The organism is Pseudomonas sp. TH31 (genome assembly GCF_016650815.1).
Classification (GTDB): Bacteria; Pseudomonadota; Gammaproteobacteria; order Pseudomonadales; family Pseudomonadaceae; genus Aquipseudomonas.
This window is the reverse complement of record NZ_JAEKEZ010000033.1, coordinates 105,525-119,077: the sequence shown is the minus strand read 5'-3', so window position 1 is coordinate 119,077 and position 13,553 is coordinate 105,525. Positions and strand designations below refer to the sequence as shown.

15 protein-coding genes and 1 pseudogene are annotated in these 13,553 nt (G+C 61.1%); 3 read left to right on the top strand and 13 right to left on the bottom strand.

Going from position 1 to position 13,553, the window contains the following annotated elements; all coding sequences use genetic code 11:
* Nucleotides 1-132: 132 nt before the first annotated feature.
* On the top strand, nt 133-813 hold the full coding sequence (locus tag JFV26_RS26235) for an SOS response-associated peptidase family protein (protein ID WP_201196427.1): 681 nt from the start codon (nt 133-135) through the stop codon (nt 811-813).
* A gap of 62 nt (nt 814-875) precedes the next feature.
* Here JFV26_RS26235 and JFV26_RS26230 read toward each other — a convergent pair whose 3' ends face one another.
* The 3 genes from JFV26_RS26230 to JFV26_RS26220 form a co-directional block, all read right to left on the bottom strand.
* Complete coding sequence (locus tag JFV26_RS26230; protein WP_342215483.1) at nt 876-1,178, bottom strand: hypothetical protein; 303 nt, start codon at nt 1,176-1,178, stop codon at nt 876-878.
* A 60-nt stretch (nt 1,179-1,238) separates the two neighbouring features.
* Nucleotides 1,239-1,430 (bottom strand): hypothetical protein, encoded by a 192-nt coding sequence (locus JFV26_RS26225; protein ID WP_201196426.1) that lies wholly within the window; start codon nt 1,428-1,430, stop codon nt 1,239-1,241.
* A 69-nt stretch (nt 1,431-1,499) separates the two neighbouring features.
* Nucleotides 1,500-1,685 carry a hypothetical protein gene (locus tag JFV26_RS26220; protein WP_201196425.1) on the bottom strand — a complete coding sequence of 62 codons (186 nt, stop codon included), beginning with the start codon at nt 1,683-1,685 and terminating at the stop codon, nt 1,500-1,502.
* Nucleotides 1,686-1,972: 287 nt separating this feature from the next.
* On the opposite strand from JFV26_RS26220, the gene JFV26_RS26215 reads away from it, so the two are divergent.
* Together JFV26_RS26215 and JFV26_RS26210 are read left to right on the top strand one after the other, a co-directional pair.
* Nucleotides 1,973-2,170 (top strand): hypothetical protein, encoded by a 198-nt coding sequence (locus JFV26_RS26215; protein WP_201196424.1) that lies wholly within the window; start codon nt 1,973-1,975, stop codon nt 2,168-2,170.
* Between the two features lie 322 nt (nt 2,171-2,492).
* A complete protein-coding gene (locus tag JFV26_RS26210; RefSeq protein ID WP_201196422.1) occupies nt 2,493-2,702 on the top strand; it encodes a hypothetical protein in 210 nt (69 codons plus the stop codon).
* A gap of 51 nt (nt 2,703-2,753) precedes the next feature.
* On the opposite strand, the pseudogene metC reads toward JFV26_RS26210, so the two are convergent.
* The 10 genes and pseudogenes from metC to JFV26_RS26160 all read right to left on the bottom strand — a co-directional run bounded on the left by metC (nt 2,754) and on the right by JFV26_RS26160 (nt 13,480).
* Nucleotides 2,754-5,488, bottom strand: a pseudogene (gene metC / locus JFV26_RS26205) (cystathionine beta-lyase).
* Between the two features lie 24 nt (nt 5,489-5,512).
* Nucleotides 5,513-6,169, bottom strand: a complete 657-nt coding sequence (locus tag JFV26_RS26200; RefSeq protein WP_201196421.1) for a glutathione binding-like protein — start codon at nt 6,167-6,169, stop codon at nt 5,513-5,515.
* The gene (locus JFV26_RS26195; RefSeq protein WP_201196420.1) at nt 6,166-6,762 is read right to left on the bottom strand and encodes a cysteine dioxygenase family protein; all 597 of its coding nucleotides are present in this window, start codon (nt 6,760-6,762) and stop codon (nt 6,166-6,168) included. Before JFV26_RS26195 ends, JFV26_RS26200 begins: the two co-directional genes overlap by 4 nt.
* Nucleotides 6,763-6,779: 17 nt before the next feature.
* On the bottom strand, nt 6,780-7,616 hold the full coding sequence (locus tag JFV26_RS26190) for an amino acid ABC transporter ATP-binding protein (protein ID WP_201196419.1): 837 nt from the start codon (nt 7,614-7,616) through the stop codon (nt 6,780-6,782).
* Entirely contained in the window at nt 7,603-8,391 is a 789-nt protein-coding gene (locus JFV26_RS26185; RefSeq protein WP_201196417.1) for an amino acid ABC transporter permease, read from the bottom strand. The genes JFV26_RS26190 and JFV26_RS26185 overlap by 14 nt, the downstream gene beginning before the upstream one ends.
* Nucleotides 8,381-9,115, bottom strand: a complete 735-nt coding sequence (locus JFV26_RS26180; RefSeq protein ID WP_201196415.1) for an amino acid ABC transporter permease — start codon at nt 9,113-9,115, stop codon at nt 8,381-8,383. The genes JFV26_RS26185 and JFV26_RS26180 overlap by 11 nt, the downstream gene beginning before the upstream one ends.
* A complete protein-coding gene (locus tag JFV26_RS26175) occupies nt 9,112-10,323 on the bottom strand; it encodes an aminotransferase class I/II-fold pyridoxal phosphate-dependent enzyme (RefSeq protein WP_201196413.1) in 1,212 nt (403 codons plus the stop codon). The genes JFV26_RS26180 and JFV26_RS26175 overlap by 4 nt, the downstream gene beginning before the upstream one ends.
* Nucleotides 10,320-11,744 carry an FAD-binding oxidoreductase gene (locus JFV26_RS26170; RefSeq protein WP_201196411.1) on the bottom strand — a complete coding sequence of 475 codons (1,425 nt, stop codon included), beginning with the start codon at nt 11,742-11,744 and terminating at the stop codon, nt 10,320-10,322. Before JFV26_RS26170 ends, JFV26_RS26175 begins: the two co-directional genes overlap by 4 nt.
* Nucleotides 11,741-12,595: a transporter substrate-binding domain-containing protein gene (locus JFV26_RS26165; protein ID WP_342215482.1), complete on the bottom strand. Its 855-nt coding sequence runs from the start codon at nt 12,593-12,595 to the stop codon at nt 11,741-11,743. Before JFV26_RS26165 ends, JFV26_RS26170 begins: the two co-directional genes overlap by 4 nt.
* 42 nt (nt 12,596-12,637) lie before the next feature.
* Nucleotides 12,638-13,480, bottom strand: coding sequence for a transporter substrate-binding domain-containing protein (locus JFV26_RS26160; RefSeq protein ID WP_201196410.1), 843 nt, complete (start codon nt 13,478-13,480; stop codon nt 12,638-12,640).
* Between the last annotated feature and the right edge of the window lie 73 nt (nt 13,481-13,553).

The window sequence follows — 13,553 nt, the reverse complement described above, 5'->3', positions numbered from 1 at the left end:
CTGCGCGTCAAGTCAGAGCGACAGCCCGGGCTTCGGGGTCGGCAACAGTCACGGGAGCCCCTTGCCGGCCCAACTTCATAATAACCACCCAAGCACTGGTCTACGCTGAATGTACAGGTGGAGGATCCGATCATGTGCGGACGACTTTCCCAGTACCGGGGCATTCACGACTTCGTAGCTGCACTGAGTATTCCCAACGCCCTGATCAATACCGTCGGCGACCTGCCGCTGGAATACTACAACGCCGCGCCGACGACTCAACTCGCCCTCTTCCACCAGGAAGGCGATGTGCTGCACGCCGACAGGGTGCGCTGGGGATGGCGACCTCACTGGTCGAAGGACCACGCCACGCCGATCAACGCCTGGGTCGAGAAAGTCGCCCATGGCCCATTCTTCAAAACAATCTGGCCACACCGGGCGATCATCGCGATCGACAATTGGTTTGAGTGGGTCTACGAGGGTGGCCCGAAGAAACAGCCCTACCTGATCCGCCGCAAGGATCGCGCACCAATCCTCTGCGCAGCGATTGGTCAGTACCCAAGGTACGAACATGAACCGGATGAACATGACGGCTTCGTGATCATTACCGCCGACAACGCTGGCGGTATGGTGGACGTCCACGACCGCCAACCCGTGACGCTTTCAGCGCAACTGGCCCGGGAATGGCTGGACCCGGCGACGCCCAGGGAGCGTGCGGAGCAGATGGCACTTCTACAGGGCGAGCCTTGCGAAGGCTTCGAATGGTTCAAGGTCGATATGGCCGTTGGCAATGTGCGCAATCAGGGGCCCGAACGGATCGCGGCGGTGCAGTGAGGCGTTCTTGACGGACTCGTCTATAGCACCGGAGGGTAGTCAAGTCGCATGTAAACAGGTGCTCAGGTAAATGCAATTTGCGAATCAGGCGGATCACACCCATCGCGACTATTAATAAAGGCATTCCAGCGCACGTAGGCATCGTGCTGGCGCTTGACGGCCTCCTCCCATGCCGGTCCTGACACCGAGCGGGATGAAATCAGCTTCATCATTTCCGTTGTTGCAGCATCGAGATCCGCCAGTAGCGCATGCGACTTGATCCTGAAATCGTCGACTGATGTCATTGCCTCAACCCCATTGATGCTTGCGTCACCGAGAAGCAAATGCTTCAGCATCATTGAGCGCGGACAAGGTGAATGATTCAAAACATCCGATCACCGGTACCCGCCAGATGTGGAAAGCCCAGCGCGATGGCTGGGCTCTGTTTATTTTCGGTTTGCCATCATTTTGTCGGCGAGCGCCTTGGCCCGCTCAACCAACAGGTTCTGCCGGTCTTGGTGAGTGGCTTCTCCTACCACCGGTGCCGTCAGATTGCTTTCGGCAATCAATGCGGCGCAGAAGTATCGATCCCAAACTCGTTGCTCCGTCGCTTGCTTATTCACTTGGTCGGCGTCCATATGCTGCTCCTCTTGATGAAGTGCATTGCCATTTTACGCCCGAATCGCAAACAGTCCGCGTTGCCGGCGCTAACCAGGAATATTGAGGAAAGCATTCCAGCGTTCATAGGCATCGTGTTGTCTTTTGGTCGCAGCGTCCCACTGCGGCCCGGAAACGCATTTAGATGTCACCAGCGTCATCATTCCCATGGTCGCGGCATCCAACTCGATCAAAAGCGCTTGCGATTTGATGCGGAAGTCTTCGAATGATGTCATTACCTTGCCTCTGGGCGGAGTTCACCGCCATCAAGGAACAATTGCTCCTCACGCTATGGAGTCGGGCCGGTATCGATAATTCAGGCTGTCTGACGGTCGGTGCACCTTGCCCCGGCACCATTCGTCGCCCATGAAAGCATGGTGCCCAATACCTGACGCCATCTGGCTCAGGGATTGCATTGCCCGCTGTTAGCAGCCCCAGAGCGACGTAATTCTGACGCGACTGCCACCAAATCAACGCTTAAGGACTCCAGCGATACGCTTGGTCAGTCACCGGGAGATGTAACGTGTCAACTCTCAACGAAATCGCAATGAACCACGCGAGAATGGCTAAAGCAAAGGAAGCAGAGTCGACCGCGCTGACTGAGCGACACTTGCACATAGTGGGCAATTTCGAGGTTCCCTCCCTGGATGCGTCACCGCACATCCCGCTGCACCTCATCGCCGGGGCACAAGACAACCACGTCGGCCAGGCTTGCGTCTGATCTGACAACCACTTCCCGCACGCCTCGTTACTCGTATTAATGAGGCGTGCGGCAAGCGCTGCCTCTACTTTGTACAGATCCCTGATGACTGAAGATTTTGAAGGGCTGCCACCGATTCCTGCGCGTCAGTTTTTTCCTGCACAGTAGCCGTGGCCTCTTCCGTGAGCGTGTACATGACGCCGGTCAAAGGATCAACAATAAGGTCTCCATCACTATGCCAGGGGCAGATAGTCGACTGGCAACAACCCGGTTCCTCAACTAACGTTTCTACCTCATCGAACAGCCGCTGCTTTATCACGAGCGCCTTATCAAGGAGAGATAGATGACACCCGTTCGAACCGCCGAAAAAACCTATCGCACCTGGTCCAGTCCCATCCTGCTTGAACTCAAGGAACGTGAACATCAGTTGGACCCGGTGGCCCGCCAGGCGCTGCAGAATGTGCTGGTCGAGAGAAGGCTGGTGAACACCGGCAACCCCGCTGGCCCGGAGCGGCGCAACGCGGATCCGGCCAAAAGCGACAAGCATCGATAACTGACGCCCGTCACTGATTCGCTGCCAGGGAGGCTGGGCTGGACCTCAGGTTCACGTTGTCGCAGCGAATCCTCGCTCCAGGTCCTCGATTAACGCCTCGACATCTTCCAGCCCGATGTGCAAGCGCAGCACCGGATTCAGTGCGCGATCCTGTGCGCCGTCACGTCCCTTGAGTTCAGCGACGGTGATCAGGCTTTCATAGCCGCCCCAGGAAGCACCGAACAGCTGAAGCGCGTCGATGAAGCGTTCGACGTGGCTCGCGGCGGCGTCGTGCAGCTCGAACGAGAGCAAACCATTGCTACCCTTGAAGTCGCGCTGCCACACGTCATGGCCGGGGTGCTCGGGCAACGCCGGGTGGAACACCCGTTTCACCTGCGGATGAGCCTGCAACCAGTGTGCGACTTCCAGGGCCTGGCGTTCGTGTACCTCCAGGCGTGACGCCAGGGTTCGGGCGCCGCGCAGCACCAGGTAGGCGTCGTCGGGGCTGACAGCACTGCCGAAGGCGTCGCTCATGGTCGCCAGTGGTTGCCAGGCGTCTTGCCGGGTGCAGACACTGCCCATGACCACGTCGCTGTGACCGCTCACATATTTGGTCAACGCCACGATCGAGATGTCCGCACCCAGGCTCAGCGGCCGGTACAGGTAACCCGAGCCCCAGGTGTTGTCCACGGCCAGCAAGATGCCGCGCGGCTTGCACAGGGCGGCGATGGCCGGCAGGTCGCAGAGTTCATAGAGCAACGAACCAGGCACTTCGGTGTAGACCATTTTGGTGTTGGCTTGCAGCTGCGTATGCAGGTCGCGGCCGTCAGGCGCGAAGTAGCTGACCTGAATGCCGAACGGCTGTAGAAACTCCGGGCCAGGCGCCTTACCGGCGAGTAGACCGCGTCGGTGATCAGCACATGATCGCCGGGTCGCAGGTAGGCCAGGAACGTCTGGGCGACCGCTGCCAGGCCGGTGCCGAACAAGCGGGTGCGATAACCGCCCTCAAGCTCGGTGACCAGATCTTCCAGGGCGAATGCCGTCGGGTTGCCGCGAGCGCCATAGCTCAGCACTCGCTCATAGTCACGACGGGAGCGGGCGTCACGCATTTGCGCAAGGTTGTCGAACAGCACCGTGCTTAACCGTGTGACGGGGACGTTGACGGCACGACCGCCATTGCCCTTTTCGGTTCGCGCGCAATGGATCAGCCGAGTGCGGACCCGCGACGCTTGCGCTCGCAAAGGCTTGAGGCTGGCGATTTCGTTTTCGCTCATTTGCGCCAGCAAACCAATCTCCCAGGCCAGGTACTGACGCGCCGCGTCCTTGTTGCCGGAGTGGCGGTCGTGGGTGAAGAACAGAAAATCGATGCACTGTTCATCGAGCGGTGAATTGAGCGTTTCCTCCACCGCGAAACCCGCCGCCCGCCAAGCGCCGAGGCCACCGTCCAGCAGCCGGGTTTGCTGGCGTTGGTGTCCAGGTAACTCCAGTGCCGCGAAAGCCGCCAGTTGCGGATCGTCGGCCAGCACCACCAATGGCCGCGATTCACCGGCGACCTCGGCTGCGAGCAACGAACGGATCGACCAGCGCGCCGCGCCGATATGACCTTTGCGATAGCTCATGCTCGGGCGCAGATCAATCAGTGCGACGGCGGCGTCCTTCAGCGCATCGGCCAATGCCTGGGCGCTGATCAATGGCAATACGTCAGGTGCGGCGACTTCAAGTACTGGCAATGCCAAAGCACTGCTCGCGCCGCCCTCAAGCACAAAAGCCTCATGCCCCAACTGCCGCAGCCAACTGGCCACAATCGGTGCCCGCACGCCATCGCTGTCGATCAACACCAACCGTGCCTGGCGCACGCCGACATACAAATCAGTTGATTGAATCAACTGCCCGCCCGGAGTGTGTTGTGCCCCCGGCAGACTGCCGGCGGCAAACTCCTCGGCGGTACGCACATCACACAGAAACAGGCTACGACTGGCATCCCGTGACCACTGCTCGACCTGTATCGCCGCCACGGTTTTCACTCCAGCCTTTTGCGCCAGTTGCGCGGCGGCCAACCGCTGAGCCGGCAAGGCATCAGATGACACCTCATCGGTATAGCGTCGTGTGCTGCCGTGTTCCAGCTGAAAATCTTCCAGATACCAACCCTGTGTCCCGTTCTCCAGCGCATAGATCGGATTCTTCAGGCCAAGGTTGATCAGCGTCTGCGCGCCAATAATGCTTCGGGTTCGACCCGCGCAATTGACCACAATCGGCGTGCTGTCGTCCGGCACCAGATCGTGCACGCGATAGCCCAGTTCGCCGTTCGGGCAGCAGACCGAACCGGGAATGGTCATCTTGCGGTACTCATCGAACGGCCGACCGTCGAGCACCACCAACGGTTCGCCCCGGGCCTGCCATTCGGCTAACTCCGTGGCGGTGACATGCGGCGTATGACTGGCCTCCTCCACCAACTCGCCAAACGCCTTGGACGGCACATGAACACCGGCAAATAACTGGAAACCGGCGGCCTGCCAGCCATCGGCACCGCCATCAAGAACATGCACCCGGCCATAACCCAATGCCTGCAAACGCTGGGCGGCACGCGCCGCAACGTCGCCGCCGTCCTGGTCGTAGATCACCAGCCGCACGTGTGGATTCGGCGCCAGACGCCGGACCTCCAACTCCAGGCGGCTGTAGGGCAGGTTCACCCCGAAAAACAGATGGGCTTCGCCATATTGGCCATGCTCACGCACGTCAAACAGGGCAATTTCCTGCCCGTCGAACAGCCACTGCTGCAATTGCCCTGGAGTTACGGTCTGGCTCATGGGAGTCCCGCTGGAAAAATAGAGTTATTGAAGCGCGAGGGAGCGCTCATTGGCGGCGATTTCCCGGCCCTTGGCATAGGCGCGTTGAATGGCCGGCCGGGCCTTGAGTCGTTCGCGCCAGGTGTGGACCTGCGGAAAATCCGCCAAGTCCTGCCCCTGACGCAGCGGCTGAATCCACGGGAAAATCGCCATGTCGGCGATGGAATAATCGCCCGCCACATACGGCACCTCGGACAACCGCGTTTCCAGCACCCGATACAGGCGCGTCGCCTCGGCATTCAACAGGTCGAGGGCGAACGGGATCGGCTCGGGCGCCTTCTCCTTGAACAACTGCAACTGGCTCAGGTAGGGCGTGACATGCCCGACTTGCCAGAACAGCCATTCCTGAACCCTTTGCCGTTCGGCGGTACCGGGCGGCGGCAGAAACCGCCCGGCCTTATCGGCCAGGTAATTGAGGATGGCGCCAGACTCGAACAGGTTCAGCGGCGCCTCCAACCCTTGCGGCGCATGATCGACAATCGCCGGGATCCGCCCATTGACGCTGATGCGCTGAAACGCCGCCTGCTTCTGCTCGCCTTCACGGATGTTGATCGGCAGCACACGGTACGCATGCCCGAGTTCTTCAAGCAGGATGCCGATCTTCAGGCCATTGCCGGTCGGCCAGTAATACAGATCGATCATGTGTAGGCCTTGATCGACGGCGCCATTTGCGAAGCGTTGTAATTGAGGATCCGCCCGTCGGCGTCAACGCCGTAGCGGCCGTTGAGGGACTCCAGCGGCAAGCCATAGAGGTGGAAATGCAGGGTCGCGTGCTCGCCTTCGACACGGATGCCATGCAGGTCTTCGCCCAAGAACGAGATCGACGTGCCGGGCTGCACGATGACTTCTTTTTCCAGGTGCAAGGTGGTGAACCCAGGCTCGCGACCTTCATCACTTCGACCGTAGACGAAGTTGATTTCCTGGCCTTCGACGGCACTGATGATCGCCCAGGTTTCGTGGTTGTGCGCCAGCGTACTTTTGCCCGGCAGCAGCGAGTTCAGGTACAGCGTCGGCGTGTCGCCATCGTCATTGAGGCGGTAGCGGAACGCGGTGCTGCCCTGCCCCGGCACGGGCGCAGGGAACGCGTCGAAGTTGAACAGATCCCGGCGCTCGGCCAGGTCTTCGAGCAAGGCAACGATTTCAACCAGTGCGGCGCGGTCGACGCCCCGTTGATTGATCACACGGATTTTCTTGAGGAAATCCTCGATGACGACGGCACGGTTATCGGTACTCATGAATTAGCTCCTCGGGGTTACACGGACAGGCTATAGCGGCTCAGGTTGGTCAACAGATACGGATCATTGGCAGTCGCCGGGCGACGGCCCGGGTCACCCAGCGCATGGCGCAAAAACTCCTGGGTTCGTTCGCTGCCCGGGTGCTGGAAGATTTGCGTGGCGCTGCCGTGTTCGACGATCACGCCGTTTTCGGTGAAGTAGACGATGTCGCTGATTTCTTCGGCGAAGCGCATTTCGTGGGTCACCAGCACGCAGGTCATGCCCTCTTCGGTCAGCTCGCGAATCACCGTCAGCACCTCACCGACGGTTTCCGGATCGAGGGCCGAGGTCACTTCATCGAACAGAATCAGTTCCGGACGCATGGCCAAGGCGCGGGCAATGGCTACTCGCTGCTGCTGGCCACCGGACAACTGCCCCGGATAGGCATCGGCCTTGTGTTCCATGCGCACTTTGGCGAGCAAGGCCCGGGCTTCTTTCTCGGCGTCGATCCGGCTACGGCCCAAGACCTTGCGCGGCGCAATCACCAGGTTTTCCAGCACCGACAAATGCGGGAACAGGTTGTACTGCTGGAACACAAACCCCACGCGCTTGCGCAACTCGATGCGCTGGGCTTCCTTGGCCAGGGTGTGCACCTCGGTGGCGCCGACACGGATACTGCCGCGCTGGGGCTGCAACAGGCCGGTGATGCAACGCAGGATGGTCGACTTGCCGGAGCCGGACGGGCCGATGATCGACACGGCCTGGCCGCGATGGACGTCGAGGTCGATACCCTTGAGCACCGGGCTGGCGCCGAACGACAAGTGCAAATCGCGCAGGCTGACCAGAGGCTCGGCGACGGTTTCAATAGAAGGCATAACGTCGCTCCAGGCGCTGGGTCAGTCGGGAAATCGGGTAGCAATAGGCAAAGAACAACACGAGCAGGCTCAGGTAAATCACCACGGTGAAACCGGTCAGGTTCACGGTGTTGCTGGCGATCTGCGCGGTGTCGATCACGTCGTGCACACCGACCAGGGAGGCCAGCGCGGTGCCCATGGTGATGACCGCGTAAAGGTTCATCCACGGCGGCAACATCCGCTTGAAGCACTGCGGCAGGATGATCGAACGGAAAATCTGCCCACGGGTGAACGCCAGTGAACGCGCGGCTTCCCACTGGGTGCCGGGGATCGAGGCGATGGCACCACGGAAGATTTCCGCGACGTTGGCGCTCGCCGGCAAGGCCAAACCAATGGTGACCTTGACCCAGTCCGGAAACGAGACATAGGTGCTGCCGATCTTGATCTCGAACGGGAACACGTAGGTGGTGAAATAGATCAGCACCAGCCACGGTGCATTGCGGAAAATCTGCACCCAGATCTGCGCCGGCAGTCGTAACAGCCGTAGCGGCGACACGGCCAATGCGCCCACCAGCAATCCCAGCAGCGAGCCCAGGCTGATCGCCACCAGGCTGATTAGAATGTTCTGGCCAAAACCCACGGCCAGCGCCGGCGACCATTGCAGCAAGGCCTTGAACACCGGGCTTTGCGGGGCGAAGTACAGCAGCCAGAACATCGCGCAAGCCAACAGCAACAACTTGCCGACATGCCGGCGCGGCCAGGCCAGCGGTGCGCTGACGGACGATTCAATGGCCATAGCCGGGCATCCTCAGGCGCGCTTCGAGCAGGCGCCCCACACAGTTGACGATAAAACTCAGCAAGCCGAAAAAGCTCAGGATCAGGATCATCAGTTCCAGCACGTTATCGCTCTGGGTCCAGATCATGATCGCCGCGTAGGTGATGTCCCCCACGGCAATCGCCGAGGCCACGGCGGTCATTTTCACCAGGTCGATCAGGTTGTTGATCAGCGACGGCAAGGCAAAGCGCAGGGCCAGTGGCAGTTGTACGTTCCACAGCAATTGACGGCTGCTGAACGCCAGGGAACTGGCCGCTTCAAGGGTCACCGCCGGCACCGCTTCGATACCGGCGCGCAAGGCTTCGGCATGGAACGCGCCCTTGTGCAGCGAAATCACAATGACCACCCAGGCGAACGGCGTCAGCGGGTTGGCCGTGCCAACAGCCTGAGTCAGCAGCATGTTCAACACCAGGAACGCGCAATAGAGTTGTACCAGCGTCGGCGTGTTGCGGGTCACTTCGATGAATACCCGCGCCGGAGTCGCCAGCCAGGGTTTGCCCGAGGTCAACATTGCCGCCAACCCGACACCGGCCAACAGACTGCCGACGATGGTGAACAGGCACAGCAACGCCGTGGTCAGGGCGCCCTGCTCCAGCGTGCCGCGCTGATAGGCGTCCAGCAGGAAGGCGTAGTTCAAGCCAAAACCGGCGGTCCAGTGGACGAAAAGCTCCAACAGATGACTCATGCTTCGCCCCGCAATTGCCCGCAGGCGTAGGCAATGCGGCGTCCGGCCTCGACAACGTTGTCGGTCGCGGTAGCGATGGACAGGCGAAACCACGGCGACAAGCCATAAGCGCTACCCGCCACGCCGGCGACGCCCTCATCCAGCAAATACGCGACAACATCGGCGTCATTGTTAAGGCGCACACCGTCCGGTCGATAACGCCCCAACAACCCTTCGCAGCGGACGAACACGAAAAAGCCGCCCTGAGGCTCAAGCACTTCCAGACCGTTCACGACTTTTAACGCCGTCACCAACAGGTCCCGACGCAGGTGATAGGCGGCGACTTGCTCCGGCAAGAAATCCAGCCCACCGTCGAAGGCTGCCAACGCAGCGGCTTGCCCAACCGAAGAAGCGCCGGAGGTCGATTGCGACTGCACGACCGCCATGGCACTGGTCAACGCCTGCGGCCCTGCACCAAAACCGATGCGCCAACCGGTCATGGCGTAGGTCTTGGACACACCGCCCACCAGTAGGCAGCGCGGTTGCAAATCCGGGGCGACGTTAAGCAGGCTCTGGGCCGGTTGGCCGTCAAAGCGGATATGTTCGTAAAGCTCATCCAGCAGGATCAACACCTGCGGATGCCGACGCAGCACCTCGGCCAAGGCCTGCGACTCGACGGCGCTGTACACCGCACCGCTCGGATTGCCGGGGCCGTTGAGGATCAGCCAGCGCGTGCGCTCGCCAATGTGTTGTTCCAGTTGCTGTGGCGTCAGCTTGCAGCCCTGGGCCAACCCGCATTCGATGAATACCGGTTCGCCGCCATTGAAGCGCACGCTGTCCGCAAATGTCGGCCAGTACGGCGTTGGCAGCAGCACTTCATCGCCGTCATCCAGGGTCGCGGCGAAGGCGTTGAAGATGATCTGTTTGGCGCCGTTGGCAATCACGATGGATTCCAACGGGTAATCCAGTCGATTCTCGCGCTGGAGTTTGCACTGCACGGCGACCCGCAAGGCTTTGACGCCGGGCGTTGGCGTGTACTTGGTGGCGCCGGCCGCGATGGCGGCATAGGCGGCTTGCTTGATGTGCTCCGGGGTGTCGAAATCCGGCTCGCCGGTGGTCAGGTCAAGGATGTCGCGACCGGCATCTCGCAACGCCGTGGCCTGGGATTTGGCCGCCGCATTGGCCGACAGCGACACGCGCTGCATGCGTTTGGACAGACGAAGAGTCATGGTTTTGACACCGCCACCACCTTGCCCGGATTGAGCAGGTTTTTCGGGTCCAGGGCGTGCTTGATCCGCCGCATCAGGTCGAGCTCCACCGGGCTTTTGTAGCGCTCCAGCAGCCCCACTTTGCGCTGGCCAATCCCGTGTTCGGCGCTGATGGAACCGCCGTGGGCGTGGGCGCTGTCATGGACTAACAGGCTGAGAGCGGCGTAATTGGCCATGTGCGCCTCGACCGTTGAACCCAATGGATGAGCGACGTTGTAATGCAGGTTGCCGTCGCCCAAATGGCCGAAAGTGAAATGCCGGACGCCCGGAAAGTGTTTTTGCAGCAGCGCATCGGTGTGCGCAACAAACCCCACGACCTGGGAAATTGGCACCGAGATGTCATGCTTCATGTTGCGACCGGCACGCTTCTGCGCCTCGCTCATGTTTTCCCGCAGCAACCACAGGCCTTCGCTCTGGGCCAGGCTTTCGGCGATCAGCGCATTGGCCAGCAGACTTTGCTCAAAGGCTTCGCCCAACACCGATTCAAAGGCTTCGCGGGCGTGGTTTTCGCTGTGGTTGTCGGAGAGTTCCAGCAGCGCAAACCACGGCTCGACAGCGCCGAGAAACGGCTGCGGTCCTTGTGGAAACTGCTCACGCAGCAACGCCAGGCAATCGGCGCTGAGCAATTCGAATGCGGTTAGGCTGGCACCGAAACCGGCGCGAGCATGGGACAGGAATTTCACGGCCTGAGCTAAAGAGTCGAAGGCCAACAGCGCCGTGGACTGGGCCTTGGGCAGCGGGAAGAGTTTGAGGGTCGCGGCGGTGATAATGCCAAGGGTGCCTTCGTTGCCAATAAACAGGTCGCGCAGGTCGTAACCGGTGTTGTCCTTGCGCAAACCGCGCAGGCCATTCCAGATTTCACCTTGAGCAGTGACCACTTCCAGCCCCAGAGTCAGCTCGCGGGTATTGCCATAACGCAGCACCGCCGTGCCGCCCGCATTGGTCCCCAGGTTGCCGCCGAGGGTGCAACTGCCTTCGGCGCCCAGACTCAGCGGGAACAGGCGCCCGGCGTCACGCGCCACATCCTGCACGGTTTGCAGAATGCAACCGGCCTCGACGGTCAGGGTGTCATTGTCGGTGTCCACGGCGCGCACGCGGTTCAGCCGATCGAGTAGCAACAGTACGGTGCGGCCGCTGCCGTCCGGAGTCGCGCCGCCCATCAAGCCGGTGTTGCCGCCCTGCACCACCACGGGTGTGTCATTGGCCACGCAAGCGCGGACCACCGCCGCCACTTCCTCGGTGTTGGCCGGGTGCACGGCGGCAATCACTTGCCCCACATAACGCCCCTGCTTGTCGGTCAGGTACGGCGCGGCCTCTTCATTACTTTGCACATGACTGGCACCGAGCAGTTGCTGCAAGATCTCGAACAACCCTTGGCTCATGGCTGAACCGCCAGCGGCGCGGCATTGCGGTACTGTTCATGCAGGTCGCGCAGAGCCTGGGACGGCGCCATACCGGTGCGCTCGCCCAACGCGATCAACCAGCCGCTGCGGTGCCAGTCGCGGACGATGGCATCCAGTTTGGCTTGGGTATCGTGCTCGCCCTTGCGAATCCAGATCACCGAGTTCGACGGGATCAAATCTCCCGGTAGCGGGATCTCATAACCGGCCCACTCCGCCTCGCTCAACAACGCCTGCATGGTCGGGCTGACATGCACCGCGGCCACGCAACCATTGCCGCGCAGTGACAACAGCGATTCCGATTGACTGCGGAAGGCCTTGATCTCGGCGCCGTAGGTTTCCTGCAACGGCTTGATGAAGTTGCTGCCCTGGGACACGCACACCGGTTTGCCCTTCAGATCGGCCCACAGGGTGATGCCCGCGCCTTTGCGAATCAACGCAGCGCCGCCGACTTCCTCATAAGGCGTGGGCACGTAGTCGAGGATCTCGGCACGCTCTTCGGTGAACTGCATGTTGGCGACCAGGATGTCGACCTTGCCCTGTTGCAGGAACTGCACGCGATTCGGCGCGAGCACCGAAACGGTCTTGGTTTCGACGCCCAGCGCCTTGCCTATGCCCTTGGCCAACTCAACGTTGTAGCCCAGGTGTTCGCCGGTCTTCGGGTCGAGGGTGCCGAACGGCGGACCGCTGAGAATCACCCCGACGCTGATGGCGTGGCGTTGCTCGATTTTGTCCAGCGTGGCGTCGGCCTGGGCCAGGCTGGCGGCCAGTGCGGCACAGCCGGCGAGGCACAGGGTGTTCAGGGTTTTAGCGAAAAAAGAGGCTTCATGCACAGCTACCTTGAGCGTTGGTCGGTTGAAAACGATGAACCGGCCTCAGGCGCCGTTGGCCTGGAACTGTTTCTGCAACTCGACCAACGCCGGGGATGCCGGGGTGATGTGGTTGCGAGTCTGGGCCTCGATCAGCCAGCCGCTGCGGTGCAGCTCCTTGATGATCGGATCGAGTCTGGCCTGGGTGTCACTTTCGCCACGGCGGGTCCAGATCACCGAAGGCGCCGGGTTGAGTTCCGGCGAGATTGCGCGATAGCCCTGCCATTCGGCGGTGTCGGCGAGCAACGGGTCGATCAGCGTGGCGTCGTGCACGGCCGCAACGCAGTTGTTGCCGCGCAGGGCCAGTAAAGATTCGGACGAGCTCTTGAACGCTTTGATCTCGGCGCCCAATTCGGTCAGCGGCTTGACGTAGCTACTGCCCTGGGAAGTGCAAACCGGCTGGTTCTTCAGGTCTTCCCAACGGGTGATTTTGCTGTCCTTGAGCACGGCGGCGGTGCCGCCGACGCGGTAGAACGGGGTCGGCACAAAGCCAAGGATCTCACCGCGTTCAGTGGTCCATTCCATGTTGGCGATCAGCAAATCGACTTTGCCCTGCTGCAAAAACTGCACGCGGTTGGCCGGTAATACCGGCACCAGTTGCACCTCGGCGCCGAGTTGCCGTCCCAGCTCGTCAGCGAGGTCGACGTTCAAGCCGCGAGGCTTCTGGCTGGAGGGATCAATCGCACCAAAGGGCCCGCCAGACAGCAGCACGCCGACCACTAACACGTGGCGTTGCTGGATCTTGTCCAGAGTGGCATCGGCCTGCGCGGCGCTGATGCCCGACAAGGAAATCAACGCGCCCAGCATCACAGGCAACAATCGTTTAACGGGTGAGCGCTCGAGCAACATGAATTTCCCCTCATGGATGATCGGCGTACCCCGACCTGATGAGTGGCATCCTAGGTACAGTGCTCAAGCAACG

What these genes read in the sequence shown, in the direction of transcription:
- JFV26_RS26220 (WP_201196425.1), bottom strand. Translation starts at nt 1,685, where the DNA reads ATGACATCATTCGAAGACTTCCGCATCAAATCGCAAGCGCTTTTGATC.
- JFV26_RS26180 (WP_201196415.1), bottom strand. Translation starts at nt 9,115, where the DNA reads ATGAGTCATCTGTTGGAGCTTTTCGTCCACTGGACCGCCGGTTTTGGC.
- JFV26_RS26200 (WP_201196421.1), bottom strand. Translation starts at nt 6,169, where the DNA reads ATGATCGATCTGTATTACTGGCCGACCGGCAATGGCCTGAAGATCGGC.
- JFV26_RS26160 (WP_201196410.1), bottom strand. Translation starts at nt 13,480, where the DNA reads ATGTTGCTCGAGCGCTCACCCGTTAAACGATTGTTGCCTGTGATGCTG.
- JFV26_RS26210 (WP_201196422.1), top strand. Translation starts at nt 2,493, where the DNA reads ATGACACCCGTTCGAACCGCCGAAAAAACCTATCGCACCTGGTCCAGT.
- JFV26_RS26185 (WP_201196417.1), bottom strand. Translation starts at nt 8,391, where the DNA reads ATGGCCATTGAATCGTCCGTCAGCGCACCGCTGGCCTGGCCGCGCCGG.
- JFV26_RS26190 (WP_201196419.1), bottom strand. Translation starts at nt 7,616, where the DNA reads ATGCCTTCTATTGAAACCGTCGCCGAGCCTCTGGTCAGCCTGCGCGAT.
- JFV26_RS26195 (WP_201196420.1), bottom strand. Translation starts at nt 6,762, where the DNA reads ATGAGTACCGATAACCGTGCCGTCGTCATCGAGGATTTCCTCAAGAAA.
- JFV26_RS26175 (WP_201196413.1), bottom strand. Translation starts at nt 10,323, where the DNA reads ATGACTCTTCGTCTGTCCAAACGCATGCAGCGCGTGTCGCTGTCGGCC.
- JFV26_RS26225 (WP_201196426.1), bottom strand. Translation starts at nt 1,430, where the DNA reads ATGGACGCCGACCAAGTGAATAAGCAAGCGACGGAGCAACGAGTTTGG.
- JFV26_RS26170 (WP_201196411.1), bottom strand. Translation starts at nt 11,744, where the DNA reads ATGAGCCAAGGGTTGTTCGAGATCTTGCAGCAACTGCTCGGTGCCAGT.
- JFV26_RS26235 (WP_201196427.1), top strand. Translation starts at nt 133, where the DNA reads ATGTGCGGACGACTTTCCCAGTACCGGGGCATTCACGACTTCGTAGCT.